Genomic DNA, 24654 nt, shown 5'->3' with positions numbered 1-24654 from the left:
GATGGGGCATCCCGCTGGCGTGCGATTTCTGACATAATGCACCCTTTATTTCCCGCCTGGAGAGAGCTCATGGATTTCACCGCTGGACTGATGGCGCTTGATGACGCCCGTGGACAGATGCTTGCCCGTATTACGCCGCTGACCGATACCGAAACCTTACCGCTGCAACAGGCATTTGGCCGGGTGCTGGCGCGCGATGTGACCTCGCCGATGGACGTTCCCGGTTTCGATAATTCGGCAATGGACGGCTACGCGGTGCGCCTGGGCGATGTTAAAGACGGCGCGGTGCTGCCGGTGGCGGGCAAAGCGTTTGCCGGGCAGCCGTTCCAGGGCGAATGGCCGCAGGGCACCTGCATCCGCATTATGACCGGCGCGCCGGTTCCGGCAGGCTGCGACGCGGTGATCATGCAAGAAGAAGCCGACGCCAACGACGCGGGCGTGCGTTTCCCGCATCCGGTGCGCGCTGGGCAAAACATTCGCCTGCGCGGGGAGGATATCCAGCGCGATGCGGCGGTACTGACCGCCGGGACCAAACTCACCGTTGGCGAACTGCCGATGCTGGCGTCGCTCGGCATCCCGAATGTGGATGTGGTGCGTAAAACCAAAGTGGCGATTTTCTCCACCGGCGATGAACTTCAGTTGCCGGGCCAGCCGCTCGGCGACGGCCAGATTTATGACACCAACCGCCTCGCGGTCCATGTGATGCTGGAACAGCTCGGCTGCGAAGTGATCAACCTCGGGATTATCCCGGACGATCAAGATGCGCTGCGCGCGGCGTTTATCAAGGCCGACAGCCAGGCGGACCTGGTGCTCAGTTCCGGCGGCGTCTCGGTGGGCGAAGCGGATTACACCAAAACCCTGCTGGAAGAACTGGGGGAAATTACTTTCTGGAAACTGGCGATCAAGCCGGGCAAACCCTTCGCGTTTGGCCGCCTGCCGGATAGCTGGTTCTGCGGCCTGCCGGGCAACCCGGTTTCGGCGGCGCTGACGTTCTATCAACTGGTGATCCCGTTACTGGCTAAGCTGAACGGTCAGCATTCGCCTTCCCTGCCGCAAACCCTGCGGGTACGCGCCGGTGGCCGCTTTAAAAAATCCCCCGGACGCCTCGACTTCCAGCGCGGCATTTTGCAGCGCGGCACGGACGGCACGCCGGAAGTGGTCACTACCGGACATCAGGGGTCGCATATTTTCAGCTCATTCAGCCAGGGCAACTGTTTTGTCGTGCTGGAGCGCGAGCGCGGCAACGTAGAAGCCGGTGAATGGGTCGAGGTCCAGCCGTTCAATCATCTGTTCGGAGGCTAACCATGGAGCAGCTCACCGACCAGGAAATGATGCGCTATAACCGGCAAATCGTGCTGCGCGGGTTCGATTTTGAAGGCCAGGAGCGCCTGAAAGCCGCGCGGGTGCTGATTGTCGGGCTGGGTGGGCTGGGCTGCGCCGCCAGCCAGTATCTGGCGGCAGCGGGCGTCGGACAGTTAACCCTGCTCGATTTCGACACGGTTTCGGTATCCAATCTCCAACGCCAGACGCTGCACCGCGACGCCACAGTCGGGCTGCTGAAAGTGGATTCAGCGCGCGAACAGCTCACCGCCATCAATCCCAACGCCGTGATTGATACCGTCGCCATCCTGCTGGACGACGCGGCGATGGCGAAACAAATCGCCGCCCACGACCTGGTGCTGGACTGCACTGATAATGTCGAGGTGCGTAATCAGCTCAACCGGCTGGCGTTCGCCGAAAAAATCCCGCTGGTTTCCGGCGCGGCGATCCGCATGGAAGGGCAAATCACGGTATTTACCTGGGGCGAAAACGCGCCCTGCTACCGCTGCCTGAGCCGGCTATTCGGCGACGGCGCGTTAAGCTGCGTGGAAGCGGGCGTGATGGCCCCGCTGGTTGGGGTGATTGGCGCGATGCAGGCCATGGAAGCCATCAAAATTCTTGCCCAGTACGGCAAAAGCGCCGCAGGGAAAATCGTGATGTATGACGCCATGACCTGCCAGTTCCGCGAGATCAAGCTGGCGCGCAACCCGCAGTGCGAGGTGTGCGGCCATTAATCGTCATATAAGCCGTTGTGCCGTACTCCGGCGGCGTGTTTGCCGCTGCGGATACGGCGCACCGACTCTCTAACCGCCAGAGTGCCATTCAATAACAGCGTGCCGCACGGCGCATGAGGCCGGATAAGCCGCTGTTGCAGCATCAACACCGCTTCTTCCCCCAGCTCATCGCGCGGCACATGCATTGCGGTCAACGGCACATCCTGAATAGCCGCCAGGTTAAACGCGTCGATGCTCATTACGGAGATATCCTGAGGCACCCGCAACCCGGCTTTTTGCAGCGCCGTGACCGCACCCGCCGCCATAAAGTCGCCACCCGCCAGAATCGCGCTGGGCAACGGTCCGGCATTGTTCGCCAGAAAATCACCGATCAGCGCCTCGCTCTCTTTTGCGCTGAAACTGCTGGCGGCAATCAGGTGCCGGGAGTCATCAAACGTCAGGTTGTGCGCTTCCCAGCTCTCTTTAATGCCCGCCAGTCTGAGATCCATGGTGTAACGCCGTAAGCACAACAGGTTGACCACCTGCTTATGGCCCATCTCGAACAGATACCGGGCAGCGGCCTCGCCAATAGAGCGGTGATCCGGTGCCACCGCCGGGAGGCGCATCTTCGGGTCGCGGCAGTTAATCAACACGCAGGGTTTGCCGATATCGGCAGCCAGATCGTGGATATGCGCGCTGTCGATACCCAGCAGGAGGGCAGCCTGGGTATCCGGCTCGTTCATCCGCGCCAGAAACAAGTTGGCGTCGCTGTCCTCTTCTTCCAGCGCACAGTAGCGCAACCGCACATCATGGGGAGCCAGCGCCTTATTGATGCTCTGGATCACCCGGTAATAAAAAATATCGGAACGCTCATCAAAGGCGTGCTGCGGCGCGAACACCAGCAGGTTATTCAACAACAGCCGCCCCGCCGCCATTCCCTCAAGCACGCCAACCTGGCGGGCGCAGTCCATCACCCGCGCCCGTGCCGCTTCGCTGGTGTTTGATTTCCCGGCCAGTACCCGCGAAACCGTACTGATCGACAAACCCGTTTGTTGGGCAATCAGGCTGATTTTTAGGTTTTTACTCATTGTGTGATCCATGCCCGTTCATGAAATGAAAAAATTTTCACGCAAAAAATAAGCCAATTTTCATTGGTTAACATAACTTAACGTGGAATTTGGCTCATTAATGAGAATTTTTGCACAATTTCCGCTTTTTACTCGCCAGACCGTTAACTAGTCTCACATTGGTCAACCAATACGCAGTATGTGTGACCGATATCAACACTAATTCAAAGGAACATGAAATCCACGCGGTGCCGTCCGGTTAACCCCGTTCCGCGAGTTGTCATACCAATAAACCGTATTAACGCTGTCTGGAGACCGTTATGAGTCAGGGTGTGAACGAACCGTTAGCGACCGGAAAAACCCGGCGCGTTGTGAAAAACCTGCGCTGGTGGGTGCTAGTCCTGTTTTTGATGGGGGTGACGGTTAACTACATCACCCGTAACTCGCTGGGGATCCTCGCCCCGGAATTAAAAGACAGCCTGGGCATTACCACTGAGCAGTATTCGTGGATTGTCGGCGCGTTCCAGCTGGCGTATACCGTTTTCCAGCCCCTCTGCGGCTGGCTGATTGACGTCATCGGATTAAAAATCGGCTTTCTGATTTGCGCCTCCATCTGGGCGCTAACCTGTATTTTCCATGCCGGTGCGGGAAGCTGGCTGCAACTGGCGATGCTGCGCTTTGTAATGGGCGGTGCGGCAGCCACGCCCGCCAATGCCAAAACACTCGGCGAATGGTTCCCGAAAAAGGAGCGCCCGGTTGCTGCGGGCTGGGCAGGCGTGGGTTTTTCGATTGGCGCGATGCTGGCACCGCCGATTATTTATTTCGCCCACGCCTCATTCGGCTGGCAAGGCGCGTTTATGTTTACCGGCGTGCTGGCGCTGCTGTGGGTGCTGCTGTGGTGGCTGTTTTACCATAACCCGGAAAAGCATCCCAACCTGAGTAAAGATGAGCTGGCGTATATCCAGCAGGATAACGAACCGCCTGCCGTCACACTCCCCTTTTTTACCGCCCTGAAAACCGTGGGCAAGAACAAGCGCTTTTACGGGATCGCTATTCCGGCGTTTATGGCCGAACCGGCCTGGGCGGTGATGAGCTTCTGGGTGCCGCTGTATCTGGCGAAAGAGCACGGTATGGATCTGAAACAGATCGCCATGTTTGCCTGGCTGCCATTTTTAGCCGCCGACCTCGGCAGCGTCGCCAGCGGCTATTTAACCCGGCTCTATACGCGCTGGTTTGGCTGTAGCCGGGTTAACTCCGTGGTCGCCAGCTCGGTCACCGGCGCGTTTTTAATGGTTTCGCTGGCCATCGTCGCCCTGACCCGCGATCCGTATATCACCATCATTCTGATCTCCATCGGCGGCTTCGGGCACCAGATCATCTCCTGCATGCTCAGCGCACTGGTGGTGGAGTCGTTCGATAAAGGCCAGATGGCGACCGTTAACGGCATGCGTGGCTCTTGCGCATGGATCGCCAGCTTCCTGTTCTCGCTGCTTATCGGCGTTACCGCCGACAAGATCGGTTTTAACCCGCTGTTTATCGCCATGGGCTTCTTCGATCTCATCGGGGCCTTCTTCCTGGTGGCATTTATCGCTGAACGCCGCGCGCGTCGCGCCTGAAGATAAGGGACATTATGAAAACGCTGAAAAACTGGACCCTGCTTAACGCAGACCACGCACACGTCACGCTGCAAATTGATAACCGCTACCGACTGGCGCTGTATGTGCTGGAAGATGGCCTGTTTCGCGTGGCGATTTCCCGCAATACCGGCTGGGCGCTGGATAAAACCTGGAGCATTGCGCCGCAGCAGGACGTCCCGTGGGAAGGGCGCAGCCGCGACGATCTGAGCGGCTTTTCTCTCCCGGGCTTCCGTATTGAGGAACAGGACGATCGCCTGGTCGTGGCTACCGACACCTTGCGCGTGACGGTGCATCAGCCGCTGTGGCTCGAATGGCATTACAAAGACGAACGGGGCGAGTGGCAATTGCTGGCCAGCGACCGCGCCACCAGCGCCTATTTAATCAATGCTCACGGCGACGGCGTGGCGCACTACCAGCACAGGCTGGAGGGTGACCGCTATTACGGGCTGGGTGAAAAAGCGGGGCCGCTTCAGCGCAACGGTAAGCGCTACGAGATGCGTAACCTGGATGCAATGGGTTATAACGCCGCCCATACCGATCCGCTGTACAAGCATATTCCGTTTACCATCACCCAACGTCCTGGCGTGAGCTTCGGGCTGTTTTACGATAATCTGAGCAGTTGCTGGTTCGATATGGGTAAAGAGATCGACAACTACCACCGCCCCTATCGGCGCTGGCAGGCGGAAGCTGGCGATATCGATTACTACCTGTTCGTCGGCAAGCGGGTACTGGATATCACTAAGGCTTTCGTGCGGCTGACCGGGAAAACACTCTTTGGCCCGAAATGGAGCCTGGGCTACAGCGGCTCGACCATGCACTACACCGATGCGCCGGACGCCCAGCAGCAGCTGATGAATTTCATCCGCCTGTGCAAAGAGCACGCTATTCCATGCGATTCATTCCAGCTGTCGTCCGGCTATACGTCCATTAATAACAAGCGCTACGTGTTCAACTGGAATTACGACAAAGTGCCGCAGCCGAAAGTGATGAGCCAGGCGTTTCACGATGCGGGCCTGCGGCTGGCGGCCAATATCAAGCCCTGCCTGTTGCAGGACCATCCACGCTATAACGACGTGGCGGAACAGGGGCTGTTTATTCGTGATTCGGAGTCGGATAAACCAGAACGTTCCAGCTTCTGGGACGACGAAGGCTCCCACCTCGATTTCACTAACCCGGATACCATCAAATGGTGGCAGAACGGCGTCACCACGCAACTGCTGGAAATGGGCATCGACTCCACGTGGAACGACAACAACGAGTTTGAGGTGTGGGATGGGGAAGCGCGCTGCCACGGCTTCGGCAACCCGATTGCAATTAAATATATTCGCCCGGTGATGCCGCTGCTGATGATGCGAGCCTCGCTGGAAGCGCAGCAGCGCTTCGCGCCGGAAAAACGCCCGTATTTGATTTCCCGCTCCGGCTGCGCCGGGATGCAGCGCTATGTGCAAACCTGGAGCGGCGATAACCGCACCAGTTGGGAGACGTTGCGCTTTAACACCCGCATGGGCGTAGGCATGAGCCTGTCCGGGCTGTATAACGTCGGCCACGACGTGGGCGGGTTCTCAGGGGATCGCCCTGACCCGGAGCTGTTTGTGCGTTGGGTACAAAATGGCGTGATGCACCCGCGTTTCACTATCCACTCCTGGAATGACGACCAAACCGTCAATGAACCCTGGATGTACCCGACGATCACGCCGGCCATTCGCAGCGCCATTGAATTGCGCTACCGCCTGCTACCCTGGTTCTACACCCTGCTGTGGCAGGCCCATGCCGATGACGAGCCGATGCTGCGCCCGACGTTCCTCGATCACGAGCACGATCCGCAGACCTTTGAGGAATGCGACGAGTTTATTCTCGGCAAGGATCTGCTGGTCGCCAGCGTCGTCGAGCCAGGCGCACGCGAGCGCACCCTGTGGCTGCCGGCGAATATCGATGGCTGGTACGATTTTTACAGCGGAAGCTGGTACAGCGGCGGGCAGTGGATCACGCTGGCAGCACCGCTGGAAACGCTGCCGCTGCTGGTACGCGCAGGCGCGGGCCTGCCGATGAGCGCGCGCCTGGCGCACACCCGCCCGGCGGACGATACCTTCCGTGAGCTGAAACTGTTCCCGTTGAAGGGCTGCGGCGTCAGTAACGGGCTGCTGTTTGAAGACGATGGCGAAAGCTGGGGTTATCAGGACGGCAATGCGCTGTGGCTGGAGTGGGAAATGACCTGCGACGCGAACACCCTTCGCCTGGATATCGCGACCCGGGGCGATTATCAGCCTGCGTGGCGCGAACTGGCTGTCAGCCTGCCGCCCGGAGAACACCGCACCCTGCTGATCAACGGCGAAGCGAGCCGCTGCTGGCAAGCCCGCTAAGCGCAAAAACCAACGGGGCCATTCGGCCCCGTTTTTTATTACAGCTTTTTCAGCAGTTCTTTCACGTCTTTCGACTTGCTGCTGTCTTTGTGGCGTTCTGCCCAGTCGTTCAGGCGCCGTTTGGCTTCATCCTGGAGATGCTTACGCAGCACCTGGTCCACCTGGAGCGAGTAATTCAACTGTTTCCAGGAGCCGTAAACCCGCAGCGGGATCGGCGTTTGCTTCAGGAATTCCACCAGGTTACTGTCGCCTTTCCAACCATCCAGTACCCGCACCTGGAACAGGGTATCGCACTGTTCGCTGACCAGATCCATAGCGCCTTCGCCATTCAGCGCCAGCATTGATGAACGCCCTTCCATTTTGTTCAGCGTCAGTTTGCCGTGGTCGAGGGACACATCCGTCGTAAATTGCTCCAGTTTGGTGGCGTTCTCTTCGAACTGCTGAGCCTGCACTGAACCGTTATTACGCGCCACCGCCTGCTGGATCATTTGCTGGAAGTTCATTCCTTCGAGGCGCGAGTTAGTCATTTCAACGATGGCCTCGCCCCGCCAGTTCTGGCGGAACGCGTCGGCATCAATTTGCGCCCCGGAAAAATCGCCGGTCATCGACAGCGCGCCGCTCAGGGCTATCGGATAGTTAAAGGCCTTAAGCACCTGGCTGATTTCGATGTTCTGAATCGTTGGGATGAATTTCGCCTGCACAGGCTGTTGCCGGGTATTCAGGCTGCCCGGTAGGGAAATATGGCCTGTGCCTAAACTGCCTTCCAGGGTCGAGATTGTCAGCAAGCCGCTGTTGTTAGCCAGCGCCGCGCGCACGTTGCTGAAGTTCAGCCCGCGCCACAGCACGTTTGCCGCAGTGATGTTCGCTTTGGCATTAAAACCGCGCAGCGCCGAGTAATCCTGCTCAGACGCGTTATCGGCAATCACCGGGCGCGGCAGTACAGGTTGGCTCTGCGCCTGCTGGGCGACCGGCGCGGCGGAGGCCGTCTGGGTTGGCAGCAGGTTTTCCAGATTAAGTTTGCCAAAAGCCAGATTCAGCAACCAGTCCGGGTTCTTTTTCAGGATCACGCTGCCGTCGCCGCTTAACTGGCTGTCATTCGCGGTAAGTTGCAGTTCGCTGAAGCTAAGTTTTTTCTGTCCTTCCTGCCAGTTGGCGTTAAACGCGCCCTGTCCGGTTATGCCCTGAGACGGTAAATCAGCCCCTTTCAACTGATACTGGAGATTGCTGATGTTGGCGGCGAGATCCTCAGGATATTCAGCGGCGTTAAGCGCAGCGGTGAATGAGAGATCCAGCGTGCGCTGATCGCGCAACACCCGGGCGCTGAAATCTATCTGTGCCTGGCGCTTCTCATCCTGCTCCATCTGAAGATTCAGGTTGCGCACCGTGACCTGCTCATCGCCCTCATGCTGGAAAACCAGCACGCTGTCGGCCACTTTCAGGCGAGAAATATCGAAGCTCCAGCCGCGATCGGTGTCGGTGGGCGCAGCGCCCCCCTGCGGGCCAATCGGCGCGTCTTTAGGATGACGCGCTTCGCTTTCGGGCGTCAACTGAACCACCGCGCCTTTAAGCATCACCTGGCGGACGTGCAGTTGATGCGACAGCAGCGGCAGCAGTTTGACGTCGAGGCGCATGTTATCGGCAGTCACCATCGGCTGGGTCGCGCCCGGCGCGGTGAGATTCATGCGCCCGGAAAGAATGCTTAACTGAGGCCAGACGTGCCAGCGCAGCGGCCCTTCCAGCTTTAGCTGGTATCCGCTACGCGCCTCAACCTGGCGAACCATATAGTCGCGAAAATCGTTGGGGTTGACCAACAGCACTAATGCGGACAGGCCGGCGACGATTACCACCAGCAAAATCATTAGCGTCGTCAGAAGTCGTCTCATGGCATCCTCAGTCAGTAACCGGATTAGTCTTTATCGATACGGCTGGCTACCGCACCTTGCTGATCCCGATACTTGGCATCTTCACGACGATTATAAGGACGTGCGGCAGGCCCGGAGAGCGGCTCGAAACTCAGCGCGCCGATCACCATCCCCGGACGCAGCGCCAGCGGCAGTTTGCCGGAGTTGTAGAACTCGAGCACGATGCAGCCCTGCCAGCCGGGATCGATACGGTGCGCGGTCACGTGGACCATCAGCCCCAGACGCGCCAGCGACGAACGGCCATCCAGCCAGCCCACCAAATCCGCAGGTAAAGTTACCGATTCCAGCGTGACCGCCAGCGCCAGTTCGCCAGGATGCAGGAAAAACGCGTCGCCTTCTGCCAGCACGATTTCATCGCTCATCACGCGATCCAGCGCGGCGCTGACTTCGGCCTTCGGCCCGCTCAAATCAATAAACGCGGCGGTATGGCCGCTGAAGGTGCGGAATTTATTACCCAGACGCACATCCACCGTCGCGCCATTGATGCGCTCTACCGGAGGACGCGGGGTAATCGCTAAACGGCCATCATCAAGCCAGGCTTCAATATCACGGTCGCAAAGACGCATCGCACGCTCCTCTGTTGTGCTTGAATTCCCGGCCGCAATGCGCCGGGAGATAAGTAATGACTCTTAGAACGGTACACGCTAACTGCGTGTTATTCAAAGAATTGGCTGATTTTCGCTTTGAGAATATCAATCGCGATGCGGTTTTTACCGCCGCGCGGCACGATGATGTCAGCATACTGTTTCGATGGCTCAATAAACTGCAGGAACATCGGGCGTACCGTTTTCTGGTACTGGGTCATCACCGAATCCATGGAGCGGCCACGCTCGTTCACGTCACGCTTGATGCGGCGCATCAGGCAAATATCCAGCGGCGTATCGACGAAAATTGAGAAGTTCATCTCCTGGCGCAGGCGCGCATCCGTGAGCAGCAGGATCCCTTCCAGGATGATCACTTTTTTCGGTTCGATATGTACCGTTTGCTGGGTACGCGTATGTTCGACATAACTATAGACGGGCAGTTCAATCGGCTTGCCGGACTTCAGCGTTTGCAGGTGCTGAAACAGCAGACTGTGGTCCATGGCGTTGGGATGGTCATAGTTAGTTTTAACCCGTTCTTCCATGGACAAATGGGTCTGATCTTTGTAGTAGCTGTCTTCTGGAATGACACCAATGTGTTCGTCACCGACCTGGTCGCGCAGCTCCCGATAAAGTGTGCTGGCGATAAGGCTTTTGCCTGAGGCGGATGCGCCGGCGATGCCGATGATGACGCATTGATGAGACTTGTCAGTCATAAATGTAGCGACCTGGTTTCTGAATAAGGGGGAAGGACGACGCCGCAGCGCCAAACGCGGCAATTATAGGGACTTCGCCCCCCCGATACCAGTCGCAGGTGCGCAGTCGCGCCACTGTGAATAACTTTTTTTAAAGAGTGGCACCGGAACGCATTTTTTTAACCATAATCTCAGTTAATAATTCAGGCTATTGCGATTAAAACAATAAAGCTTGCTGGAGTGAGAATTTATCAGTCGGCGGCATAGGAATTGTAAATTGTTTGTACTAGCATAGCCCGATACGTCGAATAATGCGTCCGGGCTTTGCTCCTGGCGGCAATGCCATAACGGATTAGCGGTAATGATTAAAAAGAACATGCGCGTTGAAGTTTCTACGCCTCATCCCGTATTACGGTTGCTAAGTCTGGGGCTATTAAGTTTCTTATTTACCCTTTTTTCTCTTGAGTTGACGCTGTTAGGCTCATCCCTTGCGCCGCTGTGGTTTCCCACCGCCATTATGATGGTGGCTTTTTATCGGCATCCGGCCTCTTTTTGGCCCGCAATCGCCGTGGCGTGCGTGGCCGGTAATTTACTTGCGTCACTGGTTTTATTTCCCTCAAGCCGAATTGTAATAACGTTTCCTGTTATCAATATTCTTGAAGCCCTGCTCGGGGCTATATTACTGCGTAAACTTCTGCCCTCCGCCAATCCATTACAAAATCTCAACAACTGGGTAAAACTGGCGATTGGCAGCGCGGTTATTCCCCCCTTATTTGGCGCGGTTCTGGCGGTTATTTTTACGCCAAACGACGAAAATCTACGGACGTTTTTTGTCTGGGTATTATCGGAGTCGATTGCCGCCATCGCGCTGGTGCCGATTGGCCTGCTGTTTAAATCCCGTTATCTGCTGCGCCATCGCAACCCCCGGCTGCTCATCGAAACCCTTGTGTCGCTGTGCATTACGCTGGTGCTGAGCTGGCTGGCGCTACATTTTCTGCCCTGGCCGTTTACCTTCATTATTGTGCTGTTGATGTGGAGCGCCATCCGCTTGCCGCGCCTGGAGGCGTTCACCATATTCCTGGCAACAGTGATGGTGGTTTCCCTGACGCTGACCCGCAATCCAGAAATGCTCATCGCTCCGCATCCCTCAGTGATGGCGAACGCGCCCTGGCTGCCGTTTTTGCTGATTCTGCTGCCTGCCAATGTCATGACGATGGTGATGTACGCGTTTCGCGAAGAGCGCAAACATATTTCCGAGAGCGAAACCCGTTTTCGCAACGCCATGGAGTATTCCTCCATCGGCATGGCGCTGGTGTCGATTGACGGCCACTGGTTGCAGGTCAATAAATCTCTGTGCCAGTTTCTGGGGTATACGCCGGAAAAAATGTGCAGCATGACCTTCCAGCAAATCACCTGGCCGGAAGATTTGCATGACGATCTGGAACAGTTAGAGAGCCTGATTAAAGGCGATATCAACAGCTACTCGATGGAAAAGCGCTACTTTAACCATGCCGGAGACGTGGTCTGGGCGCTGATGTCGGTTTCCGTGGTCCGGGATAATAACGGCGTGCCGCTCTATTTCATCGCCCAGGTTGAAGATATTAACGATCTCAAACATACCGAGTGGATGAATAAACGCTTAATGGAGCGTATTACGCTGGCGAATGAAGCGGGCGGCATCGGCATCTGGGAATGGGAACTCGGCCCGGACATCATTAGCTGGGATAAACGGATGTTCGAACTGTACGATATTCCGCCGCATATTAAGCCTACCTACCAACTTTGGGCGTCCCGGGTGGTAAAAGAAGATCTCGGGTCGGTGGAAATGACTATCCGCGATGCGCTAAAAGCGCGCGTCCCGTTTAAAATCGAATTCCGTATTCAGGTCAGCGAAGGCATTCGCCATATTCGCGCCCTCGCCAACCGCGTCATTAATAAGCAGGGCGACGTGGAACGCCTGCTGGGCGTAAATATGGATATGACCGAAGTGAAGCAGCTTAACGAAGCGCTATTCCAGGAAAAGGAGCGCCTGCATATTACGCTCGACTCCATCGGCGAAGCGGTAATTTGTACCGACGTGGATATGAATGTGACCTTTATGAACCCGGTCGCCGAGACAATGAGCGGCTGGTCGCAGGAGCAGGCCATCGGCCAACCGCTGCTGTCGGTGTTGCGCATCACCTTCGGCGATAAAGGCCCGCTGATGGAAAACATCCACAGCGGCGACGTCAGCCGTACCGCCATCGAACAGGACGTGGTACTGCACTGCCGCAACGGTGGAAGCTACGACATTCACTACACCGTGACGCCGCTCAGCACGCTGGACGGGCAAAACATCGGCTCGGTGCTGGTTATCCAGGACGTCACCGAATCACGCAAGATGCTGCGCCAGTTAAGCTACAGCGCCTCCCACGACGCCCTCACCCACCTGGCAAACCGCGTCAGCTTTGAAAATAATCTTAAACGCCTGCTGCAAAGCGTGGGCGAAAGCCATCAGCGCCACGCGCTGGTGTGCATTGACCTTGACCGTTTTAAAGCGGTAAACGACACCGCAGGCCATGCGGCAGGCGATGCCCTGCTGCGTGAACTGGCGTCGCTGATGCTGGGGATGCTGCGCACCACCGATATTCTGGCGCGCCTCGGCGGCGACGAATTCGGCCTGCTGCTGCCGGACTGCGGCATTGAAAACGCGTATACCATTTCCACGCGGCTGATTCAGGCGGTCAACGACTATCACTTTATGTGGGAAGGCCGCCTGCACCGCATCGGTGCCAGCGCCGGGATCACGCTTATCGACGCCAATAACAATCTGGCCTCGGAAGTCATGTCTCAGGCGGATATCGCCTGTTACGCCTCGAAAAATAAGGGGCGTGGCGTGGTGACGGTTTATGAGCCGCAGCAGCAGCATTTGCAACAGCAGCGCACGTTGCTGGCCCATGAAGAGCAGGCGCGGATTATCAACGACAACCATATGATGCTGCTGGCCCGCGCCGTGGCGTCGCCGCGTATTCCTGAATCCACTAACTTCTGGCTGCTGTCGCTGCGCCTGTGGACCAGTGAAGGCAACGTACTCGAAGAATCGGCGTTTCGCTCCGGCCTGAGCGACCCGGCACTGGCGTGCGAGCTGGACCGCCGCGTATTTACAGATTTCCTGCGCAACCACGCGACCGCCATCACCCTGAAAGGCTTCGGCGTCGCCCTGCCCTTATCGCCACAGGGCATCGCCAATGATGAAACGATCAACGAGATGCTGGCAGCGCTGAGCACCAGTGCGCTGCCGCCGCGATTGCTCCATTTCACCCTACACAGCGACGTTCTGCTGGCGGAGGACGATCGTGCAAAAAATAACATGATCAAACTGCGTAACGCCGGCTGCCGCGTTATCGTCAGCCAGGTCGGGCGCGATATGGAGATTTTTAACCAGCTGACGCGCCAGATGTGCGACTACATCATGATTGAGCCTGAACTGGTCACCGATGTTCACACCAACCTGATGGACGAGATGATGGTGACGATTATTCAGGGCCACGCTCAGCGGCTGGGGCTGAAGTGCATCGCAGGCCCGGCGGATCAGGCGCTGATTATGGACACGCTCTCCGGCATCGGCATTGATATGATTTGGGGCGATACCATCGCCCAAACCCAGCCGCTGGATATGCTACTCAACCAGGGCTATTTCGCGATTAACTGATCCGGCTGCCAGCCGTGGTTATACCAGATGTGCAATAACGCATACGAGCGCCAGGGCGACCAGCGCTCGGCGTAACGGCGGATCTGCGCCGGGGTCAGGCCAGGGAAACGTAATTTGATCGCGTAATCATCCGGCAAAAACACGTCAGGGCTCTGCCAGCCGCGCAGCGCGAAATAGCTTGCCGTCCAGCGGCCAATCCCCGGCAGTTTCATTAGCGCTTTGATGCCGTGCTCGACATTCTCCGGGCGGGACAGCATCAGTTGCCCATCCAGACACAGCTGCGCCAGGTTGATAATGGCGTCGGCGCGCATTTTCGACATCCCCAGGGCTTTTAAATCCTCCCAGCGGGCATTGGCAAGGATCTGCGCATCCGGGAACCGACGCCAGCCTGGCTCCCCGTCCAGCGGCTCGCCGTAGGCCTGCACCAGTTTACTGGTCAGTTTCGCCGCCATCGCGACGCTCACCAGTTGCCCTAATACCGCGCGGATCATCTGCTCAAACGGGTCAACACAGCCGGGTAGCCGCAAACCCGGTATCGGCGCGGCAAGTTCGCCCAGGGTTTCAATGATCGGTTGCGGGTCGGTATCTAAATCCAGCCAGCGCCGCAGCCGCGCCAGCACCTCGTCGGCAACCGGCAACAGACCGTCGCTCAGGGTGACGTGCAGCCGATTATTCCCGGTGATAGCCATCGTCGCCAGCCCTTGGGCATCGCCAAAGGCCATTACCCTTTGCAGCCTATCGTCGTGAATGATCTCGACGCCCTCGACGGTACGGTGGCGCAGAAAACCGCACATCCACGGCCAGTCATACGGGCCGCGATAATCAATAATGAACATGCTATCTCCTTGAATAACTGGATTCAGGGTAGCCTGATCCCAGCAGTTTCGCCTTGCTTTCATATTCCGTTTGCCGCCAGGACCACATTCGGCTAAAGTCGCCCCCCTTCTTCACAGGCATGGGGATGAAAATGTTTATTGGTTTTGATTACGGCACCGCGAATTGTTCGGTGGCGATGATGCGCGACGGCGCACCGCAGATGCTGACGCTGGAAAACGGGTCGCCGCTGCTGCCGTCAATGCTGTGCGCACCCACCCGCGAGGCGGTGAGCGAATGGCTGTACCGCTGTCACGATGCCCCGGCACCGGGCGCGGAAAACCAGGCGCTGCTGCGCCGGGCAATTAATGCCAATCGCGAGGAAGATATTCGGGTAACCGAGGCCAGCGTACAGTTTGGGCTGGCGGCCTTGCAGCATTATATGGATGACCCGGAAGAGGTCTGGTTCGTTAAATCCCCGAAGTCGTTCCTCGGCGCAAGTGGCCTGAAGCCGCAGCAGGTGGCGCTATTTGAGGATCTGGTGTGCGCGATGATGCTGCATATCCGTAATGCCGCTGCCACGCAAATTGGCGAAGCCATTGACCAGGCAGTCATCGGCAGGCCGATTAACTTCCAGGGTCTGGGGGGTGACGATGCCAACGCCCAGGCGCAGGGCATTCTCGAACGCGCAGCTCAGCGCGCCGGTTTTCGCGATGTCGTTTTCCAGTACGAGCCCGTGGCCGCCGGGCTGGATTTTGAATCGACCCTGACCCAGGAAACGCGGGTGCTGGTGGTCGATATCGGCGGCGGCACCACCGACTGCTCGGTACTGCTAATGGGGCCGCAGTGGGCTATGCAATCCGATCGTGAAGCCAGCCTGTTAGGCCACAGCGGCTGTCGCATTGGCGGTAACGATCTGGATATCGCCCTTGCTTTTAAACAGCTGATGCCGCTATTAGGCATGGGCGGCGAAACTCAGAAAGGCATCGCCCTGCCGACGCTACCGTGGTGGAACGCGGTGGCGATTAACGACGTCCCGGCGCAAAGCGATTTTTACAGCGCCGCCAATGGCCGGTTGCTGCTGGATTTAATTCGCGACGCCAAAGCGCCGGACGAGGTCGCCAGGTTGCGTAAAGTGTGGCAGCAGCGTCTGAGCTACCGGCTGGTGCGGGTCGCTGAGGAGAGCAAAATCGCGCTCTCCTCCGATGATCACCACCTTGCCCGGATGCCGTTTATCAGCGACGGCTTGCAGGCCGCCATTTCGCAAATCGAACTGGAAAAGGCGCTGACGCAGCCGCTGCAACGCATCATCGAACAGGTGACGCTGGCGCTGGAAGCCAGCCATATCACGCCGGACGTGATTTATCTCACCGGCGGCAGCGCCCGCTCACCGTTGATTCGTCATCTGCTGGCGGCGTATTTGCCAGGAACACCGATCCGCGGCGGCGACGATTTTGGCTCGGTCACCGCCGGGCTGGCGCGCTGGGCAAACGTGGTGTTTCGGTAAGGCTTGAGTTGCCGGAGGACGTTTAGAGTGAAATCACCCGGCTTCCTTCGGGCAGTTCGATGCTGATCTTCAGTTCACCGCCTAAGGCTTCTGCATAGCGCTTCAGTGTGGAGACTTTGATGTCATCCCCGCGCCGCTCCATGGCCGCCACCGCAGGCTGGGTTACGCCCAGCCGTTCGGCAAGCTCCTGCTGCGACATGGCGCGCATTTCCCGGATGGTTGGCAAACCGTTTTCGGCGGCGAACTCTTCGGCTAAACGCTCGATTTCAGCCCGATGTTCAGGGGTAAGTTCTGCAAGATGCTGCTGTAATGTTTTCATTCCCAATCCTTTTTGCGGGCAAGATAGCGCGCAAAAATCGCGTCAACCCGCTTAATCAATGTTGAGTAAAAGCGCTTCTGCCCCGTTTTCTTTCCGCCGTAAAGCATTATCGCTTGTCGGCTCTCATCAAAGGCGAAACAAATCCGCCATGGGTCGCCAGCATAGTGCAGGCGTAATTCTTTCATATTGGGATAGAAGGAGCCGAAGAGCGTATCCACCCGTGGTCGACCCAGTGCCGGGCCGGTTAACTCAAGGCTTATTAGCGCTGCGTTAACACGATTCTGCAACCCAGGCTCCTGATCATAAAGCCACTGCTCAAACTCTGGCGTAAATACAACCGTCCATGTCATAACCACCTCATAAAGTGTAATTTATATTTATTGCCTAAACCACACTCTAAACTGTCAAAATTTGTACTGCTGATTCCCGTGTCGATCCTGCGAGAAATCTCGAACAAAAGCGCTGATTAGGAGGAATCCTGAACCTGTTCCATATTTCCTCCATTTTTCTCCCGGCGCTAATCTCTAAACTAGTATCATTACGCCTAATCGTTTCAGGATAAGAAGACGTTTAACTTATGAAAGGTACTGGTTTATCGCGTTGGATGTGGCCCATCGTTATTGTTATCGCCATCGTAGCGGGCTTGTGGTACTGGCACGCTCAAAAACCAGACGCGGCGTCGGGTCAGCAGGCTTCCGGCCAGCAGCGTAAAACGGGCGGTGGCCGCCCTGGCATGCGCGGGGCGCTCGCCCCGGTACAGGCGGCAACGGCGGTCAGTGAAGCAGTTCCCCGCTATCTTTCCGGGCTTGGCACCATCACGGCAGCAAACACCGTTACCGTGCGCAGCCGGGTTGATGGGCAATTAATGGCGCTGCACTTCCAGGAAGGGCAGCAGGTGAAAGCGGGCGATCTGCTGGCAGAAATCGATCCCAGCCAGTTTAAGGTGGCGCTGGCCCAGGCCGAAGGCCAGTTGGCCCGCGATAAAGCCACGCTCGCCAATGCCCGGCGCGATTTAGCGCGCTATCAGCAGTTGAGCAAAACTAATCTGGTTTCGCGCCAGGAACTCGATGCCCAACAGGCGCTGGTGAATGAAACCCTCGGCACCCTTAAAGCCGATGAAGCCGCCGTTGCCAGCGCACAGTTGCAGTTGACCTGGAGCCGCATCACCGCCCCGGTCGATGGGCGCGTCGGGCTAAAACAGGTGGATATCGGCAATCAGATTTCCAGCGGCGACACCAACGGCATTGTGGTGCTGACCCAAACGCATCCTATCGATGTGCTGTTTACCCTGCCGGAAAGCGATATCGCTACCATCGTACAGGCGCAAAAAGCCGTGAAAACCCTGACGGTAGAAGCCTGGGACCGCACCAACAAACAGAAACTCAGTACCGGCACCCTGCTCAGCCTGGATAACCAAATCGACGCCACTACCGGCACCATTAAGCTGAAGGGCCGCTTTGATAACCAGGATGACGCGCTATTCCCTAACCAGTTCGTTAACGCCCGGATGCTGGTAGATACCCAACAGGACGCCATCGTTATCCCCACCGCCGCTTTGCAAATGGGCAACGACGGCCATTTCGTCTGGGTGCTGAACAGCGATAACAAAGTCAGCAAACACACAGTGACCACCGGCATTCAGGACAGTGAAAAAGTGGTGATTACTGCCGGGCTGTCGGCAGGCGATCGCGTCGTCACTGACGGGATCGATCGTCTGACCGAAGGGGCCAGTGTGGAAGTGGTAGAAGCGCATAACGCCCAGGCCGATTCGCCGAAAGACGCCCCGACACAGAAAAGACAGGGAGCGCAGTCCTGATGCAGGTGTTACCTCCGAGCGCTACCGGCGGGCCGTCGCGGCTGTTTATCTTACGCCCGGTCGCCACCACGCTGCTGATGATCGCCATTATGCTGGCGGGCGTGTTGGGTTACCGTTTTCTGCCGGTCTCGGCGCTGCCGGAAGTGGATTACCCCACCATCCAGGTGGTGACGCTGTATCCGGGTGCCAGCCCGGATGTGGTGACCTCGGCGATTACCGCGCCGCTGGAACGCCAGTTTGGCCAGATGTCCGGCCTGAAGCAGATGGCCTCGCAAAGCGCCGGGGGTGCCAGCGTCATCACCCTCCAGTTCCAGCTTTCGTTAGCGCTGGACGTCGCGGAACAGGAAGTGCAGGCGGCCATTAACGCCGCCACCAACCTGCTGCCCAACGATCTGCCAAACCCGCCGGTGTACAGCAAAGTGAACCCTGCGGACCCGCCGATTATGACCCTGGCGGTAACGTCTGGTGCGCTGCCGATGACCCAGGTAGAAGACATGGTGGAAACCCGGGTGGCGCAGAAAATCTCCCAGGTTTCCGGCGTCGGGCTGGTCACGCTGTCCGGCGGGCAACGCCCGGCGGTGCGGGTCAAACTTAATGCTCAGGCGCTGGCCGCTCTCGGTGTAACCAGCGAAACCGTTCGTACCGCCATCAGCAATGCCAACGTCAACTCCGCGAAAGGCAGTCTCGACGGCCCGGAGCGCGCCATCACTCTTTCCGCCAATGACCAGATGAAGTCGGCAGATGAATACCGCAACCTGATTATCGCTTACCAGAACGGCGCGGCGATCCGCTTAGGCGATGTGGCGATCATCGAACAGGGCGCGGAAAACCGCTGGCTCGGCGCATGGGCCAACAAGCAGCAGGCCATCGTGATGAATATTCAGCGCCAGCCCGGCGCAAATATTATCGCCACCGCCGATAGCGTGCGTCAGATGCTGCCCACGCTGACGCAGAGCTTGCCGAAATCGGTGGAAGTGAAACTGCTGGCCGACCGCACCACCAATATCCGCGCCTCGGTGACCGACACCCAGTTCGAGCTGATGCTGGCGATCGCGCTGGTGGTGATGATTATCTATCTGTTTTTACGCAACGTGCCGGCGACCATTATTCCCGCCGTAGCGGTGCCGCTGTCGCTGGTCGGCACCTTCGCAGTGATGGTCTTTTTCGATTTCTCGATCAACAACCTGACGCTGATGGCACTGACTATCGCCACTGGCTTTGTGGTGGATGACGCCATCGTGGTGATCGAGAACATTTCGCGCTATATCGAGAAAGGTGAAAAACCGCTCGCCGCCGCGTTAAAAGGCGCGGGAGAAATCGGCTTTACCATTATCTCCCTGACGTTCTCTTTAATCGCCGTGCTGATCCCGTTGCTGTTTATGGGCGATATCGTCGGCCGGTTGTTCCGTGAATTCGCCATTACCCTGGCGGTAGCGATCCTGATCTCGGCAATCGTCTCCCTGACGCTGACGCCGATGATGTGCGCCCGCATGTTAAGCCACGAATCGCTGCGCAAACAAAACCGCTTCTCCCGCGCCAGCGAGCGCTTCTTTGACCGGGTGATTGAAAGCTACGGACGCGGATTAAGACGGGTGCTGAGCCATCCGTGGTTGACCCTCGGCGTGGCGCTGGGCACCCTGGCGCTGACGGCGCTGCTGTGGATGATGATCCCCAAAGGCTTTTTCCCGGTGCAGGATAACAGCATTATTCAGGGTACATTACAGGCCCCGCAGTCGGCGTCATTCGCCAGTATGGCGGAGCGCCAGCAGCGGGTGGCGGACGTGATTTTAAAAGACCCGGCGGTGGAAAGCCTGACGTCGTTCGTCGGCGTGGACGGCACCAACGCTTCGCTGAACAGCGCCCGTCTGCAAATCCATCTCAAACCTCTGGATGAGCGCGACGACCGTATTCAACCGGTGATTGCCCGGCTGCAACAGGCGGTAGCGAACGTGCCGGGGGTGGCGCTGTATCTGCAACCCACCCAGGATCTGACTATTGATACCCAGGTCAGCCGCACCCAGTACCAGTTTACCCTTCAGGCCAACTCGCTGGAGGCGCTCAGCACCTGGGTTCCGGCGCTGATGGACAAGCTCGCTACCCTGCCCGCGCTGTCGGACGTGAGCAGCGACTGGCAGGATCAGGGGCTGGTGGCGTATGTCAATGTCGACCGCGACAGCGCCAGCCGTCTCGGTATCAGCATGAGCGACGTGGACAACGCGCTGTACAACGCTTTCGGTCAGCGGCTGATTTCCACCATTTATACCCAGGCGAACCAGTATCGGGTGGTGCTGGAGCACGATACCCACACCACGCCGGGCATCAGTGGGCTGGACACCGTGCGTTTGACCAGCGCCGACGGCGGCATCGTGCCGTTAAGCGCCATCGCGAACGTTGAACAGCGCCACGGGCCGATGTCGATTAACCATCTCGATCAGTTCCCTTCCACCACCATTTCATTCAATGTGACGGACGGTTACTCACTGGAGCAGGCGGTGAACGCGATTCTGGACGCCGAGAAAACCCTTGAATTCCCGGCGGACATCACCACCTCGTTCCAGGGCAGCACCCTCGCCTTCCAGTCGGCGCTGGGCAACACCATCTGGCTGATCCTGGCCTCGGTGGTGGCGATGTATATCGTGCTCGGCGTGCTGTATGAGAGCTTTATTCATCCGATTACCATTCTGTCTACCCTGCCTACGGCGGGGGTCGGCGCGCTGCTGGCGCTGATGCTGGCAGGTAGCGAGCTGGACGTGATCGCGATTATCGGCATCATCCTGCTGATCGGCATCGTCAAGAAAAACGCCATCATGATGATCGATTTTGCGCTGGCGGCGGAGCGTGAGCAGGGGTTGTCTCCTTATGACGCGATTTACCAGGCCTGCCTGCTGCGTTTTCGTCCGATCCTGATGACTACGCTCGCCGCGCTGCTCGGCGCGTTGCCGCTGATGTTGAGTACCGGGGTTGGCGCGGAACTGCGCCGCCCACTGGGCATTGGCATGGTGGGCGGGCTGCTGGTGAGCCAGGTGCTGACACTGTTTACCACCCCGGTAATTTACCTGCTGTTTGACCGCCTGTCTCATTACACCCGGGCGCGTTTTAGCCGTAAAACCGAGGAGGCGTAAGTGCGATTTTACGCCCTGTTTATCTACCGGCCTGTCGCCACCATCCTGCTGACGCTGGCAGTCACGCTGTGCGGCGTGCTGGCCTTCCGACTGCTGCCGGTGGCCCCGCTGCCGCAGGTGGATTTCCCGGTGATTATGGTCAGCGCCTCGCTGCCTGGCGCGTCGCCGGAAACGATGGCGTCATCGGTCGCGACGCCGCTGGAGCGCGCGCTTGGGCGCATCGCCGGGGTCAACGAGATGACCTCGTCCAGCTCGCTCGGCAGTACCCGGATCATTTTACAGTTTGATTTTGACCGCGATATCAACGGTGCGGCGCGCGACGTGCAGGCGGCGATCAGCGCGGCCCAGAGCCTGTTGCCGAGCGGGATGCCGAGCCGCCCGACTTACCGCAAGGCTAACCCGTCCGATTCGCCGATCATCATTCTGACGCTGACCTCCGATACGTTGTCCCAGGGGGCGCTGTACGACTTCGCCTCGACCCAACTGGCGCAAACCATCGCGCAAATTGAAGGCGTTGGGGATGTGGACGTCGGCGGCAGCTCCCTGCCCGCGGTGCGCGTCGATCTCAACCCGCAGGCGCTGTTTAATCAGGGCGTGTCGCTGGACGCGGTGCGTACCGCCATCAGCAACGCCAACGTGCGCCGCCCGCAGGGCGCGCTGGAAGATAACGATCGGCGCTGGCAGATCCAGACCAATGACGAGCTGAAAACTGCCGCGGAATACCAGCCGCTGATTATCCATTACCACAACGGCGCGGCGGTGAAACTTCAGGACGTGGCAACGGTCACCGACTCGGTGCAGGACGTGCGCAACGCCGGGATGACCAACGCCAAACCGGCGATTTTGCTGATGATCCGTAAAGCGCCGGAAGCCAATATTATCGAAACCGTGGACCGCATCCGCGCCAGGGTGCCGGAGCTGCGGGAAATCATCCCCGCCTCTATCGATCTGCAAATCGCCCAGGATCGTTCGCCGACCATTCGCGCCTCTCTTGAAGAAGTAGAGCAGACACTGGTGATCTCGGTGGCGCTGGTGATCCTGGTGGTGTTTCTGTTTTTACGCTCCGGGCGCGCGACCTTTATCCCGGCCATTGCGGTGCCGGTGTCGTTAATCGGCACCTTTACGGCGATGTACCTGTGTGGCTTTAGCCTGAATAACCTGTCGCTGATGGCGCTGACCATCGCCACCGGCTTTGTGGTGGATGATGCCATCGTGGTGCTGGAGAATATTTCCCGCCACCTGGAGGCGGGGGTTAAGCCGCTTCAGGCGGCGCTCCAGGGCGTGCGGGAAGTGGGTTTTACGGTGCTGTCCATGAGCCTGTCGCTGGTGGCGGTGTTCCTGCCGCTGTTGCTGATGGGCGGGCTGCCGGGCCGCCTGTTTCGGGAATTCGCCGTCACGCTCTCGGTGGCGATAGGCATTTCGCTGGTGGTGTCCCTGACCCTGACGCCGATGATGTGCGGCTGGCTGCTGAAAGCCAACAAACCCCAGTCCCAGCCGCGTAAGCGCGGGGTTGGCCGGGTGCTCACCGCCTTGCAGGAGGGTTACGCCACATCCCTGCACTGGGTGCTGCGCCATACCCGGCTGGTGGGCGTGGTGCTGCTCGCGACCATAGCGCTCAATATCTGGCTGTATATCGCCATCCCGAAAACCTTTTTCCCGGAGCAGGACACCGGCCGCCTGATGGGCGGCATCCAGACGGATCAGAGCATTTCCTTCCAGGCGATGCGCGGCAAGCTGGAAGACTTTATGAAGATTATCCGCGACGATCCGGCGGTGGATAACGTCACCGGGTTTACCGGCGGCTCGCGGGTGAACAGCGGGATGATGTTTATCTCCCTGAAACCGCTGGGCGAGCGCCATGAAACCTCGCAGCAGGTGATTGACCGGCTGCGTAAAAAGCTCGCCAAAGAGCCGGGCGCCAGCCTGTTTTTAATGGCGGTGCAGGATATCCGGGTCGGCGGACGGCAGTCTAACGCCAGCTATCAGTACACGCTTTTGTCCGATGATTTAGCCGCGCTGCGCGAGTGGGAGCCGAAAATCCGCCAGGCGCTGTCGACACTGCCGGAACTGGCGGACGTTAACTCTGACCAGCAGGACAACGGTGCGGAAATGAGCCTGATTTACGACCGCGAAACCATGGCGCGGCTGGGGATCAGCGTGCAGGATGCCAACGGCCTGCTCAACAACGCCTTCGGTCAGCGGCAAATTTCTACTATCTACCAGCCGCTGAACCAGTACAAAGTGGTGATGCAGGTCGACCCGCGCTATACCCAGGATATCAGCGCCCTGAACCAGATGTTTGTCATCAACAGCGACGGCAAACCGATCCCGTTGTCCAGCTTCGCCCACTGGCAACCGGCGAACGCGCCGCTGTCGGTGAACCATCAGGGCCTGTCGGCGGCCTCGACTATCGCGTTTAACCTGCCCACCGGCGTGTCGTTATCCGAGGCCAGCGACGCCATCGACCGCACCATGACTTCGCTCGGCGTGCCATCCACGGTGCGCGGCAGCTACGCAGGCACCGCCCAGGTGTTCCAGGACACCATGAACTCGCAGGTTTTGCTGATCCTCGCGGCCATCGCCACGGTGTATATCGTGCTGGGGATTTTGTACGAAAGCTATGTGCATCCACTAACCATTCTCTCTACCCTGCCCTCGGCGGGCGTCGGCGCGCTGCTGGCGCTGGCGCTGTTCGGCGCGCCGTTCAGCCTGATCGCGTTGATCGGCATTATGCTGTTGATCGGGATCGTGAAAAAGAACGCCATCATGATGGTAGATTTTGCTATCGAAGCGCAGCGTAAAGGCGATTTGTCGCCGGAACAGGCCATATTCCAGGCCTGTCTGCTACGCTTTCGTCCAATCATGATGACCACGCTGGCGGCGCTGTTTGGCGCGCTGCCACTGGTGATTTCCAGCGGTGATGGCGCGGAGCTACGCCAGCCGCTGGGCATCACTATTGTCGGCGGTCTGGTGATGAGCCAGCTGTTGACGCTCTACACCACGCCGGTGGTTTATCTGTTTTTTGACCGACTGCGACTGCGCTTTACGCGTCAACGTCGTGAAGGTGAAGCCATAACGACGAGTGAATAGC

Annotated in this window: 16 protein-coding genes; 9 read left to right on the top strand and 7 right to left on the bottom strand. The window is 58.3% G+C overall.

Annotated features, from left to right (window positions below):
* The first annotated feature begins 69 nt into the window (after positions 1–69).
* Together moeA and moeB are read left to right on the top strand one after the other, a co-directional pair.
* Positions 70–1302 (top strand): molybdopterin molybdotransferase MoeA, encoded by a 1233-nt coding sequence (moeA, locus tag RT120_RS01420; protein WP_312978542.1) that lies wholly within the window; start codon positions 70–72, stop codon positions 1300–1302.
* A gap of 2 nt (positions 1303–1304) precedes the next feature.
* On the top strand, positions 1305–2054 hold the full coding sequence (moeB, locus tag RT120_RS01415) for a molybdopterin-synthase adenylyltransferase MoeB (RefSeq protein WP_312978540.1): 750 nt from the start codon (positions 1305–1307) through the stop codon (positions 2052–2054).
* Here the strand turns inward: moeB and RT120_RS01410 are convergent.
* Complete coding sequence (locus RT120_RS01410; RefSeq protein ID WP_312978538.1) at positions 2051–3121, bottom strand: LacI family DNA-binding transcriptional regulator; 1071 nt, start codon at positions 3119–3121, stop codon at positions 2051–2053. The two genes, moeB and RT120_RS01410, sit on opposite strands and share 4 nt — an antisense overlap.
* Before the next feature lie 299 nt (positions 3122–3420).
* Here RT120_RS01410 and RT120_RS01405 point away from each other — a divergent pair, with 299 nt between their 5' ends.
* Together RT120_RS01405 and RT120_RS01400 are read left to right on the top strand one after the other, a co-directional pair.
* A complete protein-coding gene (locus RT120_RS01405; protein WP_312978535.1) occupies positions 3421–4716 on the top strand; it encodes an MFS transporter in 1296 nt (431 codons plus the stop codon).
* 14 nt (positions 4717–4730) lie between these two features.
* Complete coding sequence (locus tag RT120_RS01400) at positions 4731–7097, top strand: glycoside hydrolase family 31 protein (RefSeq protein WP_312978533.1); 2367 nt, start codon at positions 4731–4733, stop codon at positions 7095–7097.
* Between the two features lie 38 nt (positions 7098–7135).
* On the opposite strand, the gene asmA is transcribed toward RT120_RS01400, so the two are convergent.
* The 3 genes from asmA to udk all read right to left on the bottom strand — a co-directional run bounded on the left by asmA (position 7136) and on the right by udk (position 10316).
* Entirely contained in the window at positions 7136–8980 is a 1845-nt protein-coding gene (gene asmA / locus RT120_RS01395) for an outer membrane assembly protein AsmA (protein WP_312978531.1), read from the bottom strand.
* A gap of 23 nt (positions 8981–9003) precedes the next feature.
* Positions 9004–9585, bottom strand: a complete 582-nt coding sequence (gene dcd / locus RT120_RS01390; RefSeq protein ID WP_312978529.1) for a dCTP deaminase — start codon at positions 9583–9585, stop codon at positions 9004–9006.
* A gap of 89 nt (positions 9586–9674) precedes the next feature.
* Complete coding sequence (udk, locus tag RT120_RS01385; protein WP_125291704.1) at positions 9675–10316, bottom strand: uridine kinase; 642 nt, start codon at positions 10314–10316, stop codon at positions 9675–9677.
* A 340-nt stretch (positions 10317–10656) separates the two neighbouring features.
* Here udk and RT120_RS01380 point away from each other — a divergent pair, with 340 nt between their 5' ends.
* Complete coding sequence (locus RT120_RS01380; RefSeq protein WP_312978527.1) at positions 10657–13986, top strand: diguanylate cyclase; 3330 nt, start codon at positions 10657–10659, stop codon at positions 13984–13986.
* On the opposite strand, the gene alkA is transcribed toward RT120_RS01380, so the two are convergent.
* Positions 13968–14822, bottom strand: coding sequence for a DNA-3-methyladenine glycosylase 2 (gene alkA, locus RT120_RS01375; protein ID WP_312978525.1), 855 nt, complete (start codon positions 14820–14822; stop codon positions 13968–13970). The genes RT120_RS01380 and alkA overlap by 19 nt on opposite strands.
* 131 nt (positions 14823–14953) lie before the next feature.
* Between alkA and yegD the strand changes: the two genes are divergently transcribed.
* A complete protein-coding gene (gene yegD, locus RT120_RS01370) occupies positions 14954–16306 on the top strand; it encodes a molecular chaperone (RefSeq protein WP_312978820.1) in 1353 nt (450 codons plus the stop codon).
* Between the two features lie 22 nt (positions 16307–16328).
* Here yegD and RT120_RS01365 read toward each other — a convergent pair whose 3' ends face one another.
* Entirely contained in the window at positions 16329–16625 is a 297-nt protein-coding gene (locus tag RT120_RS01365; RefSeq protein ID WP_125291701.1) for a helix-turn-helix domain-containing protein, read from the bottom strand.
* A complete protein-coding gene (locus tag RT120_RS01360) occupies positions 16622–16975 on the bottom strand; it encodes a type II toxin-antitoxin system RelE/ParE family toxin (protein WP_312978523.1) in 354 nt (117 codons plus the stop codon). Before RT120_RS01360 ends, RT120_RS01365 begins: the two co-directional genes overlap by 4 nt.
* Positions 16976–17202: 227 nt before the next feature.
* On the opposite strand from RT120_RS01360, the gene RT120_RS01355 reads away from it, so the two are divergent.
* Genes RT120_RS01355 through mdtC form a run of 3 tightly spaced genes read left to right on the top strand, consistent with a single transcriptional unit; the run spans position 17203 to position 24653 of the window.
* Entirely contained in the window at positions 17203–18441 is a 1239-nt protein-coding gene (locus RT120_RS01355) for an MdtA/MuxA family multidrug efflux RND transporter periplasmic adaptor subunit (RefSeq protein ID WP_312978521.1), read from the top strand.
* Entirely contained in the window at positions 18441–21563 is a 3123-nt protein-coding gene (locus RT120_RS01350; RefSeq protein ID WP_312978519.1) for an MdtB/MuxB family multidrug efflux RND transporter permease subunit, read from the top strand. Before RT120_RS01355 ends, RT120_RS01350 begins: the two co-directional genes overlap by 1 nt.
* The gene (gene mdtC / locus RT120_RS01345; RefSeq protein ID WP_312978517.1) at positions 21564–24653 is read left to right on the top strand and encodes a multidrug efflux RND transporter permease subunit MdtC; all 3090 of its coding nucleotides are present in this window, start codon (positions 21564–21566) and stop codon (positions 24651–24653) included.
* The last annotated feature ends 1 nt before the right edge of the window (position 24654 follow it).

Origin of the sequence: Atlantibacter sp., assembly GCF_032062175.1 — a bacterium.
Lineage (GTDB): Bacteria > Pseudomonadota > Gammaproteobacteria > Enterobacterales > Enterobacteriaceae > Atlantibacter.
Note: the sequence above shows the minus strand (reverse complement) of the source record. Positions and strands in the feature narration are given on the sequence as shown.